This is a genomic window from Alteromonas sp. 5NW40-0090, from assembly GCF_057552975.1.
The window spans coordinates 124,446-148,024 of record NZ_BAAJLT010000007.1 but is presented as its reverse complement, the minus strand read 5'-3'; the positions used below and the strand labels follow the sequence as shown (position 1 = coordinate 148,024).

The 23,579-nt window shown below is 45.0% G+C and carries 15 protein-coding genes and 1 tRNA gene; 14 read left to right on the top strand and 2 right to left on the bottom strand.

Translation table 11 applies throughout. The features are described 5' to 3' along the window. The first annotated feature begins 118 nt into the window (after positions 1–118). The 5 genes from AC27KT_RS10440 (at position 119) to AC27KT_RS10420 (ending at position 4,831) form a co-directional block, all read left to right on the top strand. The gene (locus AC27KT_RS10440; protein ID WP_159493508.1) at positions 119–1,711 is read left to right on the top strand and encodes a DUF4331 domain-containing protein; all 1,593 of its coding nucleotides are present in this window, start codon (positions 119–121) and stop codon (positions 1,709–1,711) included. A gap of 11 nt (positions 1,712–1,722) precedes the next feature. Further along, complete coding sequence (locus AC27KT_RS10435) at positions 1,723–2,301, top strand: Ig-like domain-containing protein (RefSeq protein WP_487129709.1); 579 nt, start codon at positions 1,723–1,725, stop codon at positions 2,299–2,301. A gap of 83 nt (positions 2,302–2,384) precedes the next feature. After that, complete coding sequence (locus AC27KT_RS10430; RefSeq protein WP_487129707.1) at positions 2,385–3,455, top strand: tetratricopeptide repeat protein; 1,071 nt, start codon at positions 2,385–2,387, stop codon at positions 3,453–3,455. A gap of 28 nt (positions 3,456–3,483) precedes the next feature. Continuing rightward, a complete protein-coding gene (locus AC27KT_RS10425) occupies positions 3,484–4,581 on the top strand; it encodes a HupE/UreJ family protein (protein ID WP_487129705.1) in 1,098 nt (365 codons plus the stop codon). Positions 4,582–4,744: 163 nt separating this feature from the next. Beyond that, a tRNA-Leu gene (locus tag AC27KT_RS10420) sits at positions 4,745–4,831 on the top strand. 219 nt (positions 4,832–5,050) lie between these two features. Here the strand turns inward: AC27KT_RS10420 and AC27KT_RS10415 are convergent. Next, positions 5,051–5,392, bottom strand: coding sequence for a DUF6768 family protein (locus AC27KT_RS10415; protein ID WP_159581769.1), 342 nt, complete (start codon positions 5,390–5,392; stop codon positions 5,051–5,053). 43 nt (positions 5,393–5,435) lie between these two features. After that, positions 5,436–8,141, bottom strand: coding sequence for a cation-translocating P-type ATPase (locus AC27KT_RS10410; protein WP_487129702.1), 2,706 nt, complete (start codon positions 8,139–8,141; stop codon positions 5,436–5,438). A gap of 221 nt (positions 8,142–8,362) precedes the next feature. Here AC27KT_RS10410 and AC27KT_RS10405 point away from each other — a divergent pair, with 221 nt between their 5' ends. The 9 genes from AC27KT_RS10405 (at position 8,363) to AC27KT_RS10365 (ending at position 23,431) form a co-directional block, all read left to right on the top strand. Then, a complete protein-coding gene (locus AC27KT_RS10405; RefSeq protein WP_487129700.1) occupies positions 8,363–9,070 on the top strand; it encodes a Crp/Fnr family transcriptional regulator in 708 nt (235 codons plus the stop codon). 183 nt (positions 9,071–9,253) lie between these two features. Further along, positions 9,254–17,887, top strand: coding sequence for a glycoside hydrolase family 94 protein (locus tag AC27KT_RS10400; RefSeq protein ID WP_487129698.1), 8,634 nt, complete (start codon positions 9,254–9,256; stop codon positions 17,885–17,887). Positions 17,888–17,965: 78 nt separating this feature from the next. Next, positions 17,966–18,325: a BON domain-containing protein gene (locus AC27KT_RS10395; RefSeq protein ID WP_487129696.1), complete on the top strand. Its 360-nt coding sequence runs from the start codon at positions 17,966–17,968 to the stop codon at positions 18,323–18,325. A gap of 40 nt (positions 18,326–18,365) precedes the next feature. After that, on the top strand, positions 18,366–19,451 hold the full coding sequence (gene hflK / locus AC27KT_RS10390) for an FtsH protease activity modulator HflK (protein WP_487129694.1): 1,086 nt from the start codon (positions 18,366–18,368) through the stop codon (positions 19,449–19,451). Continuing rightward, on the top strand, positions 19,444–20,466 hold the full coding sequence (gene hflC / locus AC27KT_RS10385) for a protease modulator HflC (RefSeq protein WP_487129692.1): 1,023 nt from the start codon (positions 19,444–19,446) through the stop codon (positions 20,464–20,466). The genes hflK and hflC overlap by 8 nt, the downstream gene beginning before the upstream one ends. Continuing rightward, the gene (locus AC27KT_RS10380; protein WP_487129690.1) at positions 20,447–21,301 is read left to right on the top strand and encodes a GGDEF domain-containing protein; all 855 of its coding nucleotides are present in this window, start codon (positions 20,447–20,449) and stop codon (positions 21,299–21,301) included. Before hflC ends, AC27KT_RS10380 begins: the two co-directional genes overlap by 20 nt. Positions 21,302–21,899: 598 nt before the next feature. Beyond that, complete coding sequence (locus AC27KT_RS10375; protein WP_474834880.1) at positions 21,900–22,496, top strand: NAD(P)H-dependent oxidoreductase; 597 nt, start codon at positions 21,900–21,902, stop codon at positions 22,494–22,496. A 9-nt stretch (positions 22,497–22,505) separates the two neighbouring features. After that, positions 22,506–23,048 (top strand): redoxin domain-containing protein, encoded by a 543-nt coding sequence (locus AC27KT_RS10370; protein ID WP_487129687.1) that lies wholly within the window; start codon positions 22,506–22,508, stop codon positions 23,046–23,048. 8 nt (positions 23,049–23,056) lie between these two features. Beyond that, positions 23,057–23,431, top strand: a complete 375-nt coding sequence (locus AC27KT_RS10365; RefSeq protein WP_487129685.1) for a cupin domain-containing protein — start codon at positions 23,057–23,059, stop codon at positions 23,429–23,431. Positions 23,432–23,579: the final 148 nt, after the last annotated feature.

Genomic DNA, 23,579 nt, shown 5'->3' with positions numbered 1-23,579 from the left:
CTTTTTTACTTTTAACGCTTTCATAAAAACTTTTTCCATCTTTTTACATTTTTTTGCATCTAAAGCGAAAACTCAGTCGTTTGGTCTTTTGAACTCATAAAAAACAGAGAGACTCGACATGATCCAATTCAAACGCAAAACCTTGTCTTTGGCCGTTGCTGTGACGTGTGCAGCAATAACAGCTGGCGCAGTCGCGTCAAGTCATAGAGAAGCACCTAATATTACTCGTCACCCAGCGCTTGATAGCACTGACTTCTACGCTTTCAACAGTTATGAGCAAGGTCGTGAAAATTACGTCACCTTTATCGCTAACTATATTCCATTGCAAGATGCCTACGGTGGCCCTAACTATTTCGCGATGGACCCGAACGCCCACTATGCCATTCATATTGATAGCGATGGGGATGCGGTAGAAGATATCAGCTTTGTATTTAATTTTAACAACATGCTTGCTGCTGGTAACGAAGGTATTGCGCTTCCGATTGGTCCAGAAGGCAATCAGAAAATGGTAAAAGTACCGCTTAAAAATGTAGGCGGTATCAGCGCAGACGATTCAAGTGCCGCGAATTTTTCAGAGATGTATAGCCTCACCATGGTGAGTGGCGATATGCAAACAGGTACCCGCACTACGCTTACGCCAGCCATGGGCGATATGTTTAAAAAGCCGCTTGACTACATCGGTAATAAAACCTTCACCAGCGAAACGGAATATGCGCGCTACGCTGAAAGCTTTATTTACTCATTCAGCATTCCTGGCTGCGATAACATGGGGAAAGTGTTTGTTGGCCAGCGTAAAGACCCCTTCGTTGTGAACTTGGGCAAAACGTTCGACTTGGTAAACTACGTCCCTGTTGAGGGTGACAGTGCGCCGGGTGCAGGCGATGGCCAGGGGTTCCCGGGCGGTATTACACAAAGCGCGATGAACGATGACTTGGTAGACAAAAACGTAACCGCCCTTTCTATTGAAGTACCAAAAGCGTGTGTAACAGGTGACGGCAACGGCGTTATTGGCAGCTGGACAACAGCAAGTTTGCCACAGGCGCGCATTCTAAACCCAGATGCCACTTTTGCTAAGCCTGAAACCAACGGCGGTGCCATGACACAGGTGTCTCGCTTAGGTAGCCCGCTGGTGAATGAGCTTGTTATTGGAATTGGTGACAAAGACAAATTCTCTTCTTCTCACCCAAGTGCAGATGGTCAATTCGCTGACTATGTGACCCACCCTTCGTTACCAGAACTGCTCAACATTCTGTTTAGAGATGCGGTAAACACTACGCTAGGTACTGACATTGAAACCCTTGCGCCAACTAATTTCCCACGTGTGGACTTAGTGACAGCGTTCCTAACCGGCTTCCCTGGTGTGAACCAGCAAGCTACCGTAACAGCGTCTGAAATGCTGCGCCTAAATACGGGGATCCCAGCAACACCAGCCGAGTCTCAGTCAGCATTTGGTGTGGCAGGTGATGATTTAGCAGGTTTCCCTAACGGTCGCCGCCCAGGTGATGACGTGGTTGATATTGCCCTTCGCGTAGTGATGGGCCGTTTGTGCTACCCCATCCCGGTGGCAGGTGAAGACACTGACTTAGGCTTGTGTGCACCAGAAGATGCAAGCGTAGGTAACGTACCCTTCACAGACGGTGCTCCTGTGGATGCAAGCATGATTGACTCGTCATTCCCGTATCTAAAAACACCGCTTGCGGGTTCTGAATAGGGAGACCCATCATGTCCATGAAAATTAGCCAAACAAACAAAAGCTTTGGTAACGCTTCAGTGAAAACGCTAGCGCAAGTTAACCGCCAAAAACACCGTTTGTGGATTGTTTCTGGGTTGGTATTGGCACTCTCTGGCTGTTTTGACAGTGATGACGATGACGATTATCAAGCGCCAGAAGAAAACGTCGCGCCAGTGGCCGTTGATGAGATGCTGACGACTCAGGCTGACATTGCCTTTGACGGAACGCTAACGGCAAGCGATGCAGACGGCGATGCGCTCACCTTTGGTCTTGGAGAAGACGGCAGTTTAGGTAGTGCAGTAGTCAACGCTGACGGCAGTTTTACCTACACGCCTAATGCTCAGGTTACAGGTAGCGATAGCTTTACTTTTACCGTATCTGATGGCGTTAATCCCGAGGTTACTGCTACCGTGAGTGTGACTATAGAAGCGCAGCAGGTATCGTTTTCTAGCTATACCCGCGACGCATTTAACCAAGCACCGACCGATGAACCTTTACCGATAAACGGACGAGAGTTCACCCAAGATGCTGACGACACTACATTCGATGATTTATTGATAGGTCAATAATACCCATCGAATGCGAGAAAAGTGTTAGCAGGTAACAAGTGTCAACCGTAAAGCCAGGGACGGCTTTTTTTAAGGACGTATTGATGAAGTATGTAAAGCGCCCAGCGCTGAAATTCGCTTTAGTAAGTGCATTGTTAGTCTTATCACCTTGTTCGGTCTTCGCACAACCTCAAAAGCTAGATTTCGATACGGTTATCGCAAGCTGGCAGCCTCAACATTTATCGATAGCGAACTTAGATGAAGCAGAGAAAGTGCTGTCTTCAAGCCGCTACCTCTCGGCAACCGGAGACGAAAGAGAGCGCGTGATTCGATTTACAAATAGGATGCGAAAGGATTTCACCTCATTAAATGCTGGGCAAAGAGAACGCTTAGTCATACTAGAGGCACGATTATTACAAGGCATTCATAAATTTGAGCAGGCCGAACAGCACCTAAAACAAATTGCACACTTTCGCTCACCAGGGGCTTACTTACTTATGGCAGATATTGCCATTCAACAAGGTGACGCTAAAAAAGCGAAAGAGAACTGCGAGAAGCTGGTAGGAAAAACAAGCTTTCTCGTTGCCTTTACATGTATGGTAGATGCTGAGTTCTCACAAAACACAGAGTCTAAATTACTGAAAAAGCTTAAGGCTTTTGAAACCTATACCAGCAAGGCCAGAGTCGCCGAACGCCAATGGTTTTATGAAGTACTTGCAGATATGTCACTGCAGCTTGGTGGCGCTGAAGAGGCGCTTCAGCACCTGTCACAGACCGAGTTTGAACACCTCCCCATCAGCGCCATGTTAGTTTGGGCAGATGCTAATTTTGCGTTAGAAAATTATGAAGTGGTAACTTCCACGCTTTCCCGACTTGTTCCCGATATATCGAAGGCTGATGACGGTTTACTGCTTAAATGGGTCAAGGCAGAGCGTAAACAAGGGATTGAATCTTCAGCTGTACAATCTCAGCTAGCAAAAAACATGGAAATAAGAGTTTGGCGAGAAGACAGTTCTCATGCTGCACAAGTCGCCACATACTTTTTGGAGATAGCGCCTAATTATCCACTGGCGGTTAAATTCGCTGAACTCAATTGGCAGTACGCTCAGGCCTCAAGCGACAAACGCCTGCTAGAGCGCGCTCGCTCAGCACTTAACGCTTCAGCAGAAGCGTAACGGCCTCAACCCTTTCAGTGAACGACTCATGATTAAATTTATTGCATTTTTTATCTTCGCCGCCTTCAGCGGTTTGTCATCATCTCACGAATTAAGTAACGGCTACTTAACGCTTAACAAGGCATCGAATGACACGCTTTCAGGCGAGTTGTTGTTGAAGCCTGAAGATATTGGGCGTGCTGCGGGGTTAGATATTAATAATGACGGCACCCTGACTTGGGGTGAAGTAAACAGAAACCATAATTTGGCGAACGGTTATATTCAAAATAATCTGGTAATCCGCGGTAACGAGAGCCGGTGCATTGTGGCCGTTGCCCCACCCTCAATGAGAGATATATCTGCTGAGTCACTGTTGGTATACCCGCTTACCGTGCATTGCGCTTTTTTAAACGAGGTCTCAGTGCGCTACACAGGTATGATGAATGACTTCCCTACACATAAATTACTCGCTTCAATAACCCTTGATGAACAAACCAGTGTGCATGTTCTAGATAGCGAACGCTCATTTATCACTGTTTCTCCTCAAGACAATAATTGGGTTTCCCAATTTGGTGAGATGGTTTACCAGGGTATTTGGCATATTTTTATTGGCTTAGATCATATCTTATTTTTAGTCGCCACATTACTTACTGTTAATCTATATAGAAAGAATAAACGTTGGGTCAAAGCACATAGTAAGAGGCACATATTAAAGAGCACAGTCATTTTGGTCAGCACGTTTACCCTAGCGCACTCCATTACGTTAACGGCTACCGCCCTAGATTTTATTAACCTTAACAGCCGAATTGTTGAGTTAGGCATTGCGATATCAGTTGTTATTACAGCACTCAATAATGTGTTTCCCATGATCCTACGTTTGGGCTTTATCACTTTTGGATTTGGCCTACTTCATGGAATGGGCTTTGCGAGTGTGTTTGGCGACCTTAATGCCCAGTCAGGCAGTTTGGTAATGAACGTTATGGCTTTTAATATAGGGGTTGAGTTAGGCCAACTTGCTATCGTGACACTGCTTCTTCCCTTACTCATTTTAGTGAGAAACGTAAAACTTTATTCGAAAGCTATTATGCCCATTGCGTCGTCAATCATTGCGGTAATAGCAATTAACTGGACACTTCAACGTTGGTGATAGCCGACGCTTTATTGATTATTAATAAACAATATAGAACGTCGAATGCGTTTTTGGACAATCTTTCGGCACTTGATCATAAAAAGCTTAAAAAGTTGTTGTATAGGCGCGACGCATCGCTATAATGCTAAGCATCGACACCGCGTTGATAACCATACACAATGCCAGTGTGATGGAATTGGTAGACATGACGGATTCAAAATCCGTTGCTAGCGATAGCGTGGCGGTTCAAGTCCGCCCACTGGTACCAAACATTAAACCAACTTTTCAGTTGGTTTTTTTGTGTCTGAAGTTCAGCAAATCGCCACGCAAGCGTGTCGGCCGAGTGTCGGTCCATCGCGTGGCGACCAATCAAAGTCCGCCCGTGGTACCAAGCATTAAACCCACTTTTCTCATGTCATTGCTGCCGTACACTTAGCTGATGTTTTATGTTCTATGTTTTACTTTATTCTGCCTAATTCAACAGGCGTTAAGATGGGTGTTTCTTCTCGCGAAGTGCTTGCATAAGAATATTGTGGTTGGTTTGCATGTAAATCCAAAGCTTTACCGTAATTTGAGCATTAACGCTCAAAACTAAACAAACGCCCCAAAAAAGTTCGCTATTTTTGTCTGCGGTGAAAAAGTGATAGCCGCTATAGAATATCAACACACTAAAGATAATAGCCATGGCATAGCCAAGCTTCATAATGGCAGGGAAGTCAGAAGCGAACCCCATCCGCAAATAGTTGATAAAACCTGTGCTTTGCGCGTCGAGTTGTTTATCTTTTTTCTGTCCGTTTACTTCTTTATTGAAATTCTTTTGTTGTTTCATTTCACTTGCTCCTTACCTTAGCTTTTGTAATTAACCACCGTTATCAAAGGATTTGCTTTACTAACTTTTCAGTTTCAAGAAATACCCACAACAATGCGCCTGCTATAAAAATCGTTACATAGTCGATGACGGCTGGGGAAGCCGTACCAAAAACGTCTTGTAAAAAAGGAAAATGGCAAATCATAGCCTGCGCGGTAATAACCAAAACAATGGCTATCCACACGGCTTTACTTGTTTTTGTACCTTTTATTTTAAAGGCCCGCAGGTGCATACGACGAATAAATAGCAAATAGAATATTTCAAGGCCCACTAACATATTCATTGATTGCGTACGTGCAAGCGCTACGGAGACATTCTGCGACATGGCAAAATGATAAACACCAAACACTGCAATAAAGAAAAGTACACCCACCATCAAGATGTGCCACAGCAAATCACCTTGAATAAGCGATTGGTTTCTGGGCCTAGGAGGTTGCGCCATAATATTTTTGTCGGGCGGTTCAAACGCTAGTGCGATGCCTAACGATATTGCGGTAATCATATTTACCCACAATATTTGCACCGGAGTTATGGGGTAAGGCATACCTGCAATTAAAGCTACGATTATAGTGAGCGCCTCTCCGGCATTCGTCGGCAGTGTCCAACTCACTACTTTTTTAATGTTGCTGTAAACGGTACGTCCTTGTTCTATGGCTGCTACGATGGATGTAAAGTTATCGTCTGCCAAAACAATTTCTGCAGCATCCTTCGCGGCCTCGCAACCTTTAAGACCCATCGCAACACCGGCATCTGCACGCTTAAGAGAAGGGGCGTCATTCACCCCGTCGCCCGTCATCACCACCACTAAATCTAAGGCTTGTAGCGCCATGACCAACCGTAATTTATGTTCAGGTGTGGTTCTGGCAAAAATGTGGGTATTTTGTGCGCTTACTTTTAAGTCATTATCGCTCAACGCATCTATCTGTTCACCGGTGAGTACAGTGTCGGCACGTGCCAACCCTAGCTGCTTACCAATACATTGCGCCGTAACGGCATGGTCACCCGTTATCATTTTTACCTGTATTTGAGCGCGGTGACATTCTTCTATTGCGGCACTAACGCCGCTTCGAGGTGGGTCCATAAGCCCTACAAGGCCAAGTAGGCAAAGGTGCCCATCAATTTCTTTGTTTGTTAACTGAGTGGATTGTTCCAGCCTGCTGTTTTTACAGGTTGGATCCAGCACAGCGAGCGCAAGCACTCTTAATCCGCTTGCCGCCATTTCGTTCGCTTCTTGTAACCAGAATGACCGCTCAATGGACACATCGGCGCTTTCTTCTTTCTGACTACGACAAAATGCGATGACTTTTTCAGGCGCCCCTTTCACAAATAGCTCAAACTCACCCTGACTATTTGCGTTTAATGTTGCCATGTATTGGCTATTTGCGTTGAATGGCATCACGCATTTACGTGGCCAACTATCGCGAACGTTGAAGTGCGTGGTACCTAACACCTTATGAGAGAAACTGAGGAGCGCAGCTTCCATTGGATCACCATGATGAAGCCATTGCCCCTCACTTTCATAGAGTTCAGCGTCGTTACACAGATTACAAGCCAGAGCGAGGGTTGTAAGTGCCTGTCGATGTTGAAGCGTAATAGGTACACCTTTATTGCGTATTTCTCCTTCAGGCTGATAACCTTCGCCACTTACATCGAACGCAGCATACGCGGTGTGTATTTTCGTCACCTGCATTTCATTGCGGGTCAGTGTACCGGTTTTGTCAGAGCATATAACCGAAACGGCACCCAATGTTTCAATAGCGGAAAGTACTCTGATTATGGCGTTGCGCCGAGCCATGGCTTGCACGCCTACGGCCAGCGTAATGGTGAGCACTGCTGGCAGCCCTTCGGGAATAGCTGCTACAGACAACCCAATCACTGCCATAAAAACGTCCAAAAAAGGGCGTTGTAGTAGGAAGATGCCAAAAAAAAGTAGAATAGCACCTACACCAATGATGAGTGCAGTTACCCACTTTGCTAACACATTCATTTTGAGCGTTAGGGGCGTTGTCAGTTTTTCAACTTTTGATAGTAACCCCCCTATTTTACCGATTTCAGTGTGTGCCCCCGTGGCTACCGCAACGCCTATGCCCTGCCCCCCAACAACATTGGTACCACTAAAAGCCATGCAGCTTCGATCTCCCATCGCAACCTTAGCATCGAGGGCGTCAGTTTTCTTCATTACGGCCTGCGCTTCTCCAGTCAGTATACTTTCCTGAATCTGCAGACTCTCTGCTTCGATAAGACGAAGATCTGCAGGCACTTTATCCCCAGGTGCTAAAATAACGATATCGCCTGGAACAACCTCCTCACCATCGATAGTCGTTCTAATACCGCCTCGGATAACCGATGCTTTTACGGCCAGAAGGTGGCGAATAGAGGCGATTGCTTTTTCTGCTTTCCCTTCTTGCACAACGCCGATAAGTGCATTAATTAGAATAACGGCAAAGATAACGCTCGCATCTAGCCAATGCTGAAGTGAAGCGGTAAGTATTACGGCTACCACAAGTACCAAGACTAAAAGGCTCTTGAACTGCAAGGCAAAACGGAAAGCAAGGCTTGGAGGCGACGCTTGGGCGATGCTGTTTCGCCCATACTTTGCTCTAAGCAAAACGACTTGTTTTTCGGTGAGTCCTTCTTTCGAAGAATCTAACGCCTTCAACACGTCATTTACTGTCTTTTGATACCAGTGGGTATTACTTACTTTTGCCACAGTGCAATCCATTTCGTTCTAAAAGTAATTCGACTATTAATGCGCCAGATCAATATAACTAGCACTTGCCCCTCTATACTCACCTATATTCAGTACGTTCTTTGTTCGCTATCGCACAGAAGCGAAAATAAATAACGTTTACATTGCAATAAAAAATTCGTTTTCACTGCATGCATATGTAGCGCAAATAACGATAATAATAAGTAAAGGAACGTACAGTCATGATCAAATGTAATAACACGCTTTTATCTGCCCTCCTCTCGGTATTACCTGACAAATGTGAAAAAAAACTTGAATTGGTGCCACTTGAGCTGGGGAAGGTACTTTATGAATCAGGAGAAGCACTGCAGTATGTATACTTTCCTGTTGATGCCATCGTTTCTTTACTGTTTGAAATGTCTGACGGTGCTTCCGCCGAGATCTCCGTTGTGGGGAATGAAGGCATTGTCGGCATTGCCGTGTTTTTAGGCGGTGGCAGTACCCCAAGCCGGGCAATTGTGCAAAGTGAAGGAAAAGCCTATCGCGTCTCTGCAACATCTATAAAGCAAGCATTTAACCATGATCCTGCTGTTCGAGTTCTCCTCTTGCGCTATACCCTTTCCCTTATAACTCAAATGTCGCAAACTGCGGTGTGCAATCGACACCACACCATAGTGCAACAGCTCTGCCGTTGGATTTTGTTATCGCTAGACCGTTTACCCAACAATAATCTAGTGATGACACAAGAACTCATAGCAAACATGTTAGGCGTTAGAAGGGAGGGCGTAACGGAAGCGGCGGGCAAACTCCAAAGAGCAGGTGTTATTACTTATAAACGTGGCCATATCAAGGTTATAGACCGCCCAAAGTTAGAGCGCATGTGCTGTGAATGCTACCAAGTAGTAAAAGAGGAGTCTGACAGATTAGAAGCCTTTCCTATTAAATGTTAGTGGCAAGAAACTAAGTAATAATTTTTTTCAATGTATGTGCTTAAACGCACAGATTAATTAATCATCCAAAGGCTAAATAGTTAGGCAATACCCCATTTGCCTAATGCATTAAACGCCGCCAAGAACACAGTAACAATGCGTTTTTTAGGTATTCCGTGTAAGTACCTAAAAGGACCTTTTGTTATGTCGTACACTTTACTTTCTACTTCTAAGTCAAATACCGCTTGGGAAAACATTCCTATTCGCAAAGATATTTACAGTACCGAGCGTTTGGGTAAGTATGCTGAAGCATTGGCTAAGCATCACAAGATGACAGCAAAATTGCTGCGCGTCCCGTCGCTTTATAAACGGTTTGAGGATAACGCACAGACACTTGAACAGATAGTGTCGAAAAGCAAAACACATAAACGCAATAGCAAAGACGCGCCTAAAGGGCTCGATTGGTTACTCGACAATTATCACGTTGTTGATGCACAAGTTTGGCAAACCACATTAGACCTTCCAGAACGTTCGTATCGTCAGCTACCTCGCTTAGCCGTTGGTAAGTTTACAGGCTATGCCAGAATATTAGCCATAGCATGGTATTACCTAGAACATACGGACTGCCATTTTACTACGGAAAGTTTTTGCCACTTTATTTCGTGTTACCAGCGCATTGAAATATTGAGTATTTTAGAGTTGTGGTCACTCCCTTGCATTTTAAAAGTTGTTCTAATTGAAAATCTGCGCCGCTTATCTCAAGCACAAATGGATAGGCATGTAGCGCATAATCAAGCTAATAGTGCCGCAGACAAAGTACTCGCAAAAACGGATAGCTCAACCACGTCGCCACAGTTTACACCACCTGACTTAAGCGATTACTCACCTAGCGCGCATGTTGCGTTTTTAGCACAACTGGCAAGGCGCTTACGAGGCAAAGATCCAGAGAAATACCCATTACTTCGTTGGCTAAGCCAACAACTGTCTAAAGAAAGCCAGTCTGTCGACGCCATAATTCAACAAGTATCGCTTGAGCACAGTGTAGTAAGCGAAACCATGAGTAATATTATCAATAGTTTAAGACTGTTGGGCGAAATGGATTGGAAGGTTCCTTTTGAACAGTTGAGCCATGTTGATAAGCGGTTGCGCACCTACCCTGCTTATACAGACATGGACTTTAGCACACGCAACTTATATCGCAGTAATATCCAAAGGTTGGCCTCTGGTTCTGGGCTGACCGAATGTGACGTTGTTGACGCCGCCCTAGCACGCGCTAGAACCTTAAGCATAAATGAAACCATCGAATCTGAAAAACGTCGCATTAGTGACCCTGGCTACCACCTATTTGGCGATGCTCATCGTCAGTTTGAAAAAGAGGTTGGCTACAAACCCTCAATAGCTGAACGATTACGCTATGCGTTGGGAGAGTGTGGCACCAAGGTTTACGTGGGGCTTATCATTTCAGTAAGTGCGCTATTACTCATTCTTTTTGTTTTCGCACTATTTGCTTTTAATTTCTCCCTATTGCTGCAAATTGTCTTGGCATTGATTGCTCTGATCCCTATTGGCGAGGTGTCAGTGCTTTTAGTAAACCAAATAATTTTGTGTGTTGTTCATACACATCCTTTACCCGGTCTGTCGCTAAAGACCGGCGTGCCAAACGCCAGTAGAACTTTCGTAGTCATACCGTCCTTGCTCTCTAACAAGGTAGGCGCTGACAAACTTATTCATCAGCTTGAGATGCACTATTTAACCTGTATTGATGATAACGTGAGTTTTGGGCTTTTATTAGATGGGGTTGATGCCACCAGCCAAGCATTATCTAGCGACAAAATTCATTTACAGCAAATGAGTGAAAACATTGCCGCACTGAATAGGAAATACCCAGGCTGCGGAAAACGCAAGCGATTTTACCTGTTGTACCGCAAACGTATGTTCAATCGTCACGAGCATACGTGGATGGCGTGGGAACGAAAAAGAGGGAAGTTACACGAACTCAATCGACTTTTAAGGGGGGCGACAGATACCACTTTCACGCCTGTTAATTCCGATCACATAGACATCCCAGAATACATTAGATATGTGGTGACATTAGATGAAGATACACAGCTTACACGCGGTGTGATTAAAAAATTAATAGGCAAAATGGCTCACCCGCTCAATACACCGCTGCTCGACAGAATAAAGCGCCGCATTGTTAAAGGGCACGGTATTTTACAACCTAAAGTGACGCCTTTAATGCCAAGCAACGGTAACGGCTCGTGGTATCAATATATTTTCTCAAGCCCGGGGGGAATAGACCCGTATGTGTCCAGTAGCTCAGACGTGTATCAAGACTTATACGACGAAGGGTCTTATACCGGAAAAGGGATTTACGATGTTGATGCATTTGAGAGTGCGCTGAAATCTCGTGTACCTGATAACAGACTGTTGAGTCATGATCTTTTTGAAGGAATATTTGCACGTGCAGGCTTTGCTTGTGATGTTGAAGTATTGGAAAGTTACCCCCGAAGTTATCATGCCGATATTAACCGCCTTCACCGATGGACAAGAGGTGATTGGCAACTGCTACCGTGGCTATTAGGCATAGTAAACGGTACAGGCAAAATCCCCACGCTAGGACAATGGAAAATTATCGATAATTTGCGTAGGTCACTGGTCCAGCCTTACCTTTTTGCCACACTGATGTTGTCTTTTTTCTTTCCTTTGTATCAAGCTATATTGCTTTGGTCAGCAGTATTTGGCGTATTGGCTGCTCCATTTTTTATTCACCTGCTGCTGCTTTTTATTTCATATCGTCGAAGCCAGGGAAGAATAATCACGCACTTGAAAATGTGGTTATCAGACGGCATCCTGTCGTTTCTCAATGCTTTTTTTATTTTTACGTTCCTCCCCGATAAAAGCGTAAAAACCTTAGACGCATTAGGAAGATCACTTTTGAGAATGGCGGTTACCCAAAACCACCTTTTACAGTGGGTATCGTCAGATGAGATAGAACGCACCCACAAAGCCTCGCTAGTGAACTACTACAAGCTCATGTGCACAAGTGTTGTCATTGTGTTGTCTGTAGCAATTGCAACGCTTTTATATTCACCTACCTACTTTTTCACAACAATACCTTTTGTACTGTTATGGCTTCTCGCCCCTGCGATAGCGTGGTTGTTGAGCCGGCCAAATGTGCGCCCTTACTTACATCTTAGCGACAATAGGCAAACTACACTTCGTCTTATCGCGCGCAGAACCTGGCGCTTTTTCGATGAGTTTGTAACGCCAGATGAGAACATGCTGCCACCGGACAACTTTCAGCAACTGCCCGAAGCGAAAACAGCCCATCGCACGTCTCCTACTAATATCGGGCTATATCTGCTATCGGTAGCAAGTGCTAGAGATTTTGGCTGGATAGGGCTTGTTGAAGCAACCGAAAAGCTTGAAGAAACGTTGGAAACACTCGGTAAGCTTGAAAAGTATGAAGGGCATTTACTGAATTGGTATCACACACAAACACTTCAACCATTGCACCCTAAATATGTGTCCTCTGTTGATAGTGGTAATTTAGCAGGGCACCTTATTGCACTGGCAAACACATTGGAGGCTTGGCAGGTACAAGTTGAACAGCGTGTTGAGCCGGATATTAGGCAGGCACTTCATGATAATTTACTGCTGCTAGACGCCGCTATTATGGCTGCTGAGTCACCACAAACGCACTGTTCTCAATGCAGAATTGAAATACTGAATTTACTTAATTTGTTGGAAGATACAGACAGCAATACAGCTTATGATTTGATCAGCGTAGAGAAAACCCTTCATCTATTATTGTCACTACTGCCTAGCCAAGAAACGTCAAGCGACAGGAATATCAACTACTGGTTACAGACCACAATCAATCGTATAGAAGCAGCGAAACAAGACAAACAGATCTTATCTGTCGCGCAGGGTAACCTGAAAACACGGTGTGAGCGCATTGCTTCTTCTGCGCGCTCACTTGCGCTAGGTATGAACTTCCACTTTCTATTCAATCAAGAGAAGGTCTTACTCAGTATTGGGTATTCTGTTGATAACGATGAATTAGATAAGGGTTGCTATGATTTATTAGGCTCTGAAGCGCGTTTGGCCAGTCTATTTGCCATTGCCAAAAACGACATTCCTTCAAAGCACTGGTTTCACTTGGGTCGCACAGCATCGCCTGTTGGATTCAGTGCGGCGCTGTTATCGTGGTCAGGTTCGATGTTTGAATATCTCATGCCATCCTTAGTTATGCGGGCGCCTTTTGGCAGTCTGATTGCCAGTACAAATAACATGGCAGTGGTTCAACAACGGCATTATGGCAACCATCACAATGTCCCCTGGGGAGTTTCTGAGTCGGCATACAATGCACGAGACTTAGAATTTAACTATCAATATTCAAATTTTGGTGTACCGAGTCTAGGGCTTAAACGTGGCCTTGCCGACAGCATTGTGGTGTCACCTTATTCAAGCGGACTTGCCGCAATGGTAGACCCAAATAGTGCCGTAAAAAACTTCAAAGAACTGGAATCGTTAGGGTGCTTGGGGCCATACGGGTTCTACGAAGCTGTCGATTTCACTCCCTCACGACAGCCCAAAAATGCAAAGCATACGGTGATTGAAAGCTATATGGCGCATCATCAGGGCATGACCATTGTTGCTATCAACAATGCGCTCAACAATGGCGTTATGCGCAATCGTTTTCATAACGAGCCAATGATTGGCGCCTGTGAATCGCTGCTTCAAGAGCGTATTCCCCGAAATGTCTCACTAAGACGACCTTTAACTCAAGGGGAAAGCGTTGTGCAAAACCTCTCTCCCTCTAAACCCTCATCCCGGGTTTTCAGCCCGCATAAAAACGGCCCTAGACAAACCAATATGCTGTCAAACGGCAGGTATACAGCCATGGTCACCTCAGCAGGTAGCGGCTATAGCATGTGGAAAGATATCGCGATCACACGCTGGAGTGGCGATACCACAACCGACAATGACGGCATGTTTTTCTTTATTCACGACGTAAAATCGAAACGAACGTATTCGCCGTCGATACAACCCTTACCCGCTGCAAACAGCAAAAACCACGGCAAATACTCGGCTGAATTTGCCGAAGACTATGCCCGTTATGAAGCTACACACGATAACATTAAAAGCTGCCTAGACGTCGTGGTCACCAGTGAAAGCGATGGCGAGGCCCGTCAGCTAAAAGTGACTAATACATCGCTTACCAGTAAACGTGTTGTTGTAACTTCTTTCAATTCGCTGGCGCTGGCGCCAAGAAACGTTGATAGCGCTCACCCCGCTTTTTCTAAAATGTTTGTTAAAACAAGTGTACTTAAAGAGCGCAACGCACTTATTGCAACAAGGCGAAAACGTTCGCCTGAAGAACGTGAAATATGGGTTGCGAACTTTGCTGTCGTGAGCGACCAAGAAGTCAATGAATTCGAGTTTGACACCAGCAGACTCACCTTTATAGGCCGAGGTAAGACAATACGCGACGCCAAGGGAAACGAACTAAAACACGATGCGCTTATCCGGCTTAGCAGTTCAATCGGCGCCGTTATCGACCCCGTATTTGTATTGCGGCATCACATTGATATTCCCGCAGGAAAACAAGTAACAATTACCTACTGGCTATTAGTCGCATCATCTCGTAAACACTTACTGTCGCTTATCGATCAACACGCTGACACCTATTCGTTTGAGCGCGCTAAAACCATGGCATGGACACAGGCACAACTCTTACTAAGGCACCTGGGTATAGACAATGATGAAACCGCAACCTTCCAAAAAATTGCAACACCGCTACTTTACTTAGATACCCGGGACACGCAGCAAAAGACAGCACCTTTACCGGTGAAAAGTATAAAGCATGTGTTATGGCAAGAAGGCATATCTGGCGACCTCCCTATTGTGGTTATGCGAATAAGTGAAAGTGCTGATATTAAACATGTAGAGCAGCTGTTGCGTGCACATGAGTATTGGAAGCTGAAAATGCTGTATGTGGATATCGTGATCATCAATGACCAGCGTTCAACCTATTTTCACAGCTTACACGACGGGATTGAAACCGCGGTGCGCTGCAGTCAATCGCCGGTTTACCATTCGGATGAACACACCCGCCCAGCACACTGCTACGTACATGTATTGCGTCATGACCAAATTTCAACAGACTTGTCCAATACCATCATGCATGCCGCTAGACTGGTAATTGACGCTCGCGACGGTGATTTAGACACTCAATGTCACCATCTTCTTGAAACGGATTTCCCAGAGAAACCATTTGCTGACCAAACTGTGCAAAAACAAGCGCGATATATGACGCCGACAACGTTAGACAAAGCGGCGACTTCCACGCTTTCCTTTTTTAACGGTACAGGCGGCTTTGATACCAAAAACCACGAGTATGTTATTCAATTAAATAACGGTCTTACTCCCCCTGCCCCATGGATAAATATCATTGCCAATGACGATTTTGGTTTTCAGATAGCTGAAGATGGTAATGGCTACACATGGTCCCAAAATAGTCGCGATAACCAGTTAACTCCTTGGTATAACGACCCTGTGTGTAACCCATGCGTGGACTGCTGGTATGTGAGAGATGAGGATACGCTTGCGTTGAGCAGTGCAGCCAATCAACCCATTCAAGATGGCGGTGAATACCAGGTACGCCACGGCTGGGGCTACAGTGTATTTTCACACCATGCCGACCAACTCTACATGGAGTCCACCCATACCGTAGTGCAAAACGCCCCTGTAAAAATGGTGCGCCTATCGGTTCAAAATACGGGGAAACGGGAACGTAAACTATCAATTACCAGCTACATTGAGTGGGTACTGGGTAACGACAAATATGATAGCGGACCTTTCATAAGCACATCATTCGAGCACGACTTTCATGCCATTATTCTGTCCAATCCGTTTTCCACCGAATTTTATGAAAGTGAAGCATTTGTGATGCTTCAAAATGAGCTGAGTGAATGGACCACCGATCGTACTGAATTCTTAGGGCAATATGGTAACCCAACTAACCCTAATGCTTTAGCCGTAGATACGCAGATGAAAAAACGTGTTGGACATGGGTTCGATACCTGTTCGGCCCTGCAAACAAAGTTCACCCTTCAGCCGAACGCCTCCCACGATGTAGTACTGGTTTTTGGTTACGCAAGCAGCCATACCCATGCCCTTACTTTAATGAAACGCTATAAGCACGAGAATTTCGACGCTGTGCTACAGAAGACGAGAGCCTATTGGCTACGCCTACTCACGCATGTTCAGGTAAATACCCCTGACCAAGCAGCTAACCTAATGCTGAACGGCTGGCTGAATTATCAAACGATGAGTAGCCGAATTCTAGCGCGATGCGGCTTTTATCAGGCCAGCGGCGCTTTTGGGTTTCGCGACCAATTGCAAGATGGTATGTCAATGCTATGGCACAGTCCCGAGCGGGTGCGCGAACATATATTGCGCGCAGCGTCTCGACAGTTTAAAGAGGGAGACGTTCAACACTGGTGGCTTCCACTTACAGGGCGAGGAGTGAGAACCCATATTTCTGATGACAGAATATGGTTGGTAGTCGCGGCAACCCATTATGCCAAAAACACCCAAGACCAAGATATTTGGCAAGTGCAAATACCTTTCCTTGAAGGACCACTTCTAGATCTAGAATCCCATGACGCGTTTTTCATGCCGAATAGCAGCGACGATACCGCAAGCCTATTAGATCATTGTATCTTGTCGATAAACGCAGCGCTTTCCACTAGAGGGGAACATGGCTTACCGCTAATTGGCACGGGTGATTGGAACGACGGCATGAACGGTATCGGCAAACTGGGCAAGGGGGAAAGCGTGTGGCTAGGCTGGTTTGTTTTATATGCCATTGACCAGTTAATTGCACTTCCATCACCTTATTGTCAGCAGAAACTAATGCCTCATAAAGGACTGTGGCAACAAGCCTCTCGAGAACTCACCAATGCAATAGAGCAACATGCCTGGGATGGTGAATGGTACCGACGAGCCGTTTTCGATAACGGTATCTGGCTAGGCTCTCAGCTTAATGATGAATGCAAAATTGACGCTATTTGTCAGTCGTGGGCAGTGCTTTCAAATCGCGCAATTCCCAACAGAGCCAACAAAGCCATGAAAATGGCGTCTCAGTATCTGATAAGAAAAGAGCTCGGCTTGGCGCTGCTATTCACCCCTCCTTTCGAAAAAACTATTTTGGAGCCGGGCTACATAAAAGGTTATCCCGCAGGTTTTCGAGAAAACGGGGGGCAATATACCCACGCGGCAGTCTGGTCAGTCATGGCGCTGTGTAAGCAAGCAAAAATAGATCAGGCTTTCGAGCTCTTTTCCATGCTAAACCCCATCAACCACGCGCTTAATGAAGCACATTGTGCTCAATACAAAGTTGAGCCTTACGTGATGGCGGCAGACATTTATTCTGTACCGCCCCATTGCGGTAGAGGTGGCTGGACTTGGTACACAGGGGCCGCAGGTTTAATGTACCAAGCGGGGCTCTCTTTCCTACTAGGCATAGAGAAGCGAGGGAACGCATTAGAAATAACCCCGCAGTTACCGTCACACTGGGATCGATTTAGCGTAACGATATATATGGATAAAGCACACTACGTAATCGAAGTAGTAAGACACTTGCCAAGCGCAAAGACCATGAATATAGATGAAGCTTCTTGTGCGCGTAACGAGCTCATATCGTCATCTTGTGCTAATGAAAAGTGCGACGTTTATATCGATGACGAGAAATATAGCTTCACCACAAACATCGCGTTTCCACTGTTAGCAGGCAAGCATCATGTCAGAATTTTAATAAAAGACTAGGTAATGTGGTCCAGCGCACAGAGACGCTCGATACAGCGAGTATATTAGTGAAAGAACCTATACTAAAGGATATATCTAATGACGCGATTTCACGTATTTTTCACTGTTATCGTTTTGGCGACACCGCTTACAGGATGCTACAAACAAGCAAGTGATAGCAACACAGCGCCAAGTTCCGCACCCATTGACGCACCTTCAGTGCAAAACGCTCCCCCCGCGTACCAGCATGAAGATTTAACGCAGGAGATCCGCGCGAGGCTTAACACACTGGGCATGAATGTCGCTAATGACATCACTGTAGATGCGGTCGATAGCGACATTATCCTTTCCGGCAGAGTTTCGTCTGAAAAACAAAAACAAATGGTATTAAATGCTGTTCGAGAAATTGAGGGCATCAATGTGATTACCGACGAAATTATGGTGGTTCCAATAGATTAGTACTTCGCTTAGAAACGCAACAATTGAAAGGAGTACCGAGATGACCATTCAGATGAATAGCCCACCTGAGAATCCTTGGGGTAGCGGTCAAACGGGAGGACCGCCGCCTGATTTGGACAAAGATATAAAGCAGTTGCTCGAGAAACTTAAACGCTGCTTGCCTGGTGGAAGTCCGAAGACGTTTCTAATATTCGTACTGCTTTTGTTCACTATTTTTGTGATATGGAACGTTTTTTATACCGTGCCTAGTGACTCTGTTGCCGTGGTTCAGCGGTTTGGCAAACTGCATGCTCAAAAAGAACCTGGATTACATTTAAAAATTCCCTTTGGGGTTGACGCAATACATATTGTGCCTACGAAGCGTCAGTTAAAGCAGGAGTTTGGATTTGCTACGGCATCGGCAACAAATCCAGGGCAAGGCTCGAGGGGTGACTACGCATTAAGAGAAACCCAAATGGTAACGGGCGACTTAAATGCAGCGCTTGTAGAATGGGTGGTTCAATACCGTATTGCCAACCCCGTTAACTACCTGTTCGAAGTACGCGATCCCAGTGAAACGCTACGTTACATTTCCGAGTCTGTCATGCGAGAAGTAGTCGGGGACAGAACGGTAGACGAAGTAATAACGATAGGTAGGCAAGACATTGAATTTCAATCTTTGGAGCGCCTCAGAGAAATAGCACAGACCTATGCTATGGGGATTGCTATCGACCAAGTACAACTAAAAAACATAAACCCGCCCTCGCCGGTTCAAGCATCATTTAACGAAGTGAATCAAGCACAACAGGAAAAAGAGCGCCTCATCAATGAAGCGAGGAGAGAATATAACAGGGTAATTCCGCTTGCCGAAGGCGAAAAAGATCAAAGAATACGCGAAGCCGATGGTTACCGTTTACAGCGCATCAATGAGGCCCAGGGCGATATACGTCGATTTAATGCGCTTATGGTGGAATACCAAATGGCGCCGGAAGTAACCCAGCGTAGAATATATATAGAACACCTTGAACGCCTGCTTCCTCAAATCAAGCACACCTATTTACTCGACGGTGATAAGGGGTCGGTCTTACCCATTATGAATTTAAGCGCTAATAGTTCGGTACTGCTGGGGGAAGAACAAAATGACTAAAAAACGAATGTCGATTTTGCCCTTATTTGCTCTACTAGCGTTAGTGGGCTGGATCATTAGCCATACACTTTTTACGGTAAGCGAGACCGAGCAAGTCATTATTACCCAGTTCGGTAAACCAATGGGAGAGCCCATCACAGAGGCAGGTCTTAACGCAAAAATCCCTTTTATCCAAACCTTAAACTCTATTGATAAACGCATACTGGAATGGGATGGCCCGCCTTCCGATATGCCTACCAAAGATAAGCTTTACATATCCGTTGACTTGTTCGCTCGTTGGCGCATTGTCGAGCCACTGCAATATTTTTTGCGCTTGAAAGATGAAAGAAGTGCGCAGTCTCGACTCGACGATATTTTGGGAAGTGAAACCCGTAATGCGGTGGCCAAGCACAAATTAATAGAGATCATACGCACTACAAAACTGAGGGTGCCTGAGAAAGACGCGCTTCTCAATGACGTTGAGAGGAGGCTAAATATGGGTAATTTAGTGCCCATAGTAAAAGGGCGAAAAGTTATTGAAAAAGAAATCTTTGAAGCTGCAGCGGAAAAAATAAAGGTTTTTGGCATAGAGCTACTCGATATTCAGTTTAAACGCATTAATTACAACACGAGTGTACGCCCTAAGATATACGACCGGATGATTAGCGAACGACGCCAAATTGCTGAACGCTTTCTGTCCGAGGGCAATGGCGAGTCTGCAAGAATAAGAGGCAATAGAGAACGCGAACTCAAACGTATTCGCTCGGAGGCCTATCGACAAGTTGAGGATATAAGAGGAAAAGCGGATGCTCAAGCTGCCAACATTTATGCTACAGCGTACAACCAAAGTCCAGCATCACGGGACTTCTATGCATTTACGCGAACACTGTCTGCGTATGAAAAATTATTAAATAAAAACACCACGCTGCTTCTTTCCACAGACAGTGAACTATACCAACTATTAAAAGCAGCACCACTTGCAGAAAAAGACCAACTTAACTTTGCTAAGGACACAAATGGTGAAGACGATCTTTAGCGTTTTTGAAGCGAAGCACCATATGTGGATATGGGGAACCTGCATCACATTTGTATGTGTAATCACCGTGGTGAACAATCAGCTTCTCACCTCAGTATCGTTGGAGCCCCTTCTTTTACTACCCGTAGTGATTGCAAGCTGGTATGGCAACCTGTTTACAGGGTTGTCTGTATCTTTTATCACTGCTCTTGCTATCCTTGTTTCCTACGACCACGCGTTACTTGCTTTGCCCACCACTGACGCGGTATACACTGCGCTCGTTTACTTGTCGGCATTGAGCATTCTCAGCATTTTAGTCCATAACTTCAGTGAAGTTTTCAAGGTTGAAGAGGCGGCGGCCGAACACGACCACCTAACAGGCTTACTGAACACTCGTGGGCTTACTTCGTTGCTCGAAGAGGAAATCGCTCGCACCAAACGCTACAGACATCCCTTCACAATTGCCTATATCGATATTGATAACTTTAAAGCAATCAACGACTCAAAAGGGCACTGTGAAGGCGACGCTATACTGTGCAAACTAGCAAAAATCATAACTACATCATTTAGAGAAAGTGATTACATTGGCCGTATTGGCGGTGATGAATTCGTGTGTTTATTGCCAGAAACAAAACAACCAGATGCTAAAATTGTATTTGAGAAGCTCCAGAAGAATTTAGACAACGCATTCTGTAACGAAGACATTATGGTTACCTTTAGTATAGGCGTAGTTACTTTTGAATCTGCGCCACCAAGTACGCAAACAGCACTGGCATTGGTCGACAAAGTCATGTACCGAGTTAAGAAATTAAACAAAAACGACGCAGCGTTTCAAGTTTACTCTTCAACCCATTAATGGGATTTTCCTTATCAATAATGTGGCCGGTAACAAAACCGTATAGCTTGCGAAAGTTGTTGTGGCCTCGGCCTGAAGCAGGCACGCGATTATGCAAAGAATTTGCAAAGGTTCTTTTTACCTCTTTAAACATTTGAATTTTATAGATTAAAACATACGCTATCTTTTCAAAATCCGTTGCTAGCGATAGCGTGGCGGCCGAGTGTCGGTCCATCGCGTGGCGACCAATCAAAGCCCGCCCACTGGTACCATCTCTTCTTTGTAGAAGTAGATACTGAAACCGACTTTTGAGTCGGTTTTTTGCCTGAAAGAAAGTTTTTTCTATAAGTATTGCGCTACCAAACATCGATCTAGCGTAAAGCCATAAATATAAGCCTCCTGCACAATTTTCTTCTTCAATGAATAACTCTTCGTAACTTGCGTCATCAGCTCCGTTACGTCAGATCACTTTTTTGATTATCTAACTATTTGTTCAGAATAAAGTTAATAGAAAAACCAGCATAGTCACCAAAACACCACTAGTTGAAAACAGTTATAAGGTCACTAAAATAAACCACCTAAACCAATGAGCTTTATTTAAACCTTTTGGAGTTTTGAGATGACTACGACAAAAACCGGCAATGTACTAATTATTAATGCACACCAGTATTACCCTTTCTCGGAAGGCAAGCTAAACGCATCTTTCGTCGATAAAGCAGTAACGCTGCTTGAAGCTAAAGGCTACAACACTCGCGTAGTGACAATGGCCGAAGAACACAACGTTGAAGAACAGTTGGCCCATCATCAGTGGGCTGACATTGTTCTTCTACAGGCACCAATTAACTGGATGGGTGTGCCATGGTCATTCAAAAAGTACATGGATGAAATATACACTGCAGGTATGGGTGGCGCTTTATGTGCTGGAGATGGCCGCGTTGCCGAATCACCGAAGAAAAACTACGGCACAGGCGGTACCCTTACTGACGTTAAATACATGATGTCTTTAACCTTCAATGCACCAGAAGAGTCATTCAACGACAGCGAAGAGTTTTTCGAAGGTAAATCTGTAGACGATTTACTGTTTCCAATGCATATGAACTTTAAGTTCTTTGGCATGAAGCCAATGGAAACTTTCGCCAGCTTTGACGTGATGAAAAACGCCGATGTAGAAAACGATTTCAAACGTTTTGAAGCCCACATCAACAAGCATTTTTAAGGATTTATCATGAGTACTGAATACACCAATAAGTTACATGCAGGCTCTGCTTTTCCAGATATTTCGGCAACGCTGTTAAATGGCGACACTATAAAGTTAGCGACACCTGAGAACGGTCTTGATTGGAAAATGGTGGTGATTTACCGAGGGCAACATTGCCCACTTTGCACTCGATACCTCAATCAACTTGAGAGTGTTAGGGGTTATCTTGCCGAAACTGGCGTAGACCTTATTGCAGTGTCTGGCGACAGTAAAGCGCAGCTTGAAAGTCACCTTCCTAGGTTGGACATTAACTTTCCAATTGCGTACGGCTTAACGGTTGAGCAAATGGAAGAATTAGGCGTTTATATCTCTGATCCAAGGTCGCCTCAGGAAACTGATCACCCGTTTTCTGAACCCGCGCTGTTTGTTGTGAACAATGAAGGTAATGTGCACGTCGCTGATATTTCTAACAACCCATTTGTTAGACCTGAGTTAGAAACGTTAGTAAGTGGTTGGGGCTGGATCCGTAACCCTGATAACAACTACCCTATTCGCGGTATGCACAAATAGGAGCTTCTATGAAAAAAGCGGCTAACTTCGTAGCAGCCCTGTTGGCAACGGGTGCTATGTTATCTGGGAATGCTATGGCGAACGATGACAATGCAGGACACGCTCATATTGTATCGCCAAAGCACTACACTCTTCTTCTAGAAAACGAAAACGTGCTCGTTTTAAAAATGACGCTTCAGCCCGGAGAAGAAGATAATTGGCACAAACACAATGCTGAAACCGTCTACTTTGAAGATGGCGGAAAAGCCATCATCAAAACAGCTGACAAAGCAATGACCTTGGAAATCCCTGATGGTTATGTCATGTGGCATGACGAATGGGAGCACCAAGTTAAAAACATCGGTGACACAACGATTACTGCAATAATTGTGGAAGCCAAATAGCCAAACTTGCCACGTTAGCAAGTGAAAACAACGCCTTTTAAGTTAGTGTCAGGCTACTTGGCACTAACTTAAACATTTTTACGCATACTCATTGTTATACTTGCCTTTCCCGATAGCAGCCCATGCTGGAAACAATAGTCTTATGGAT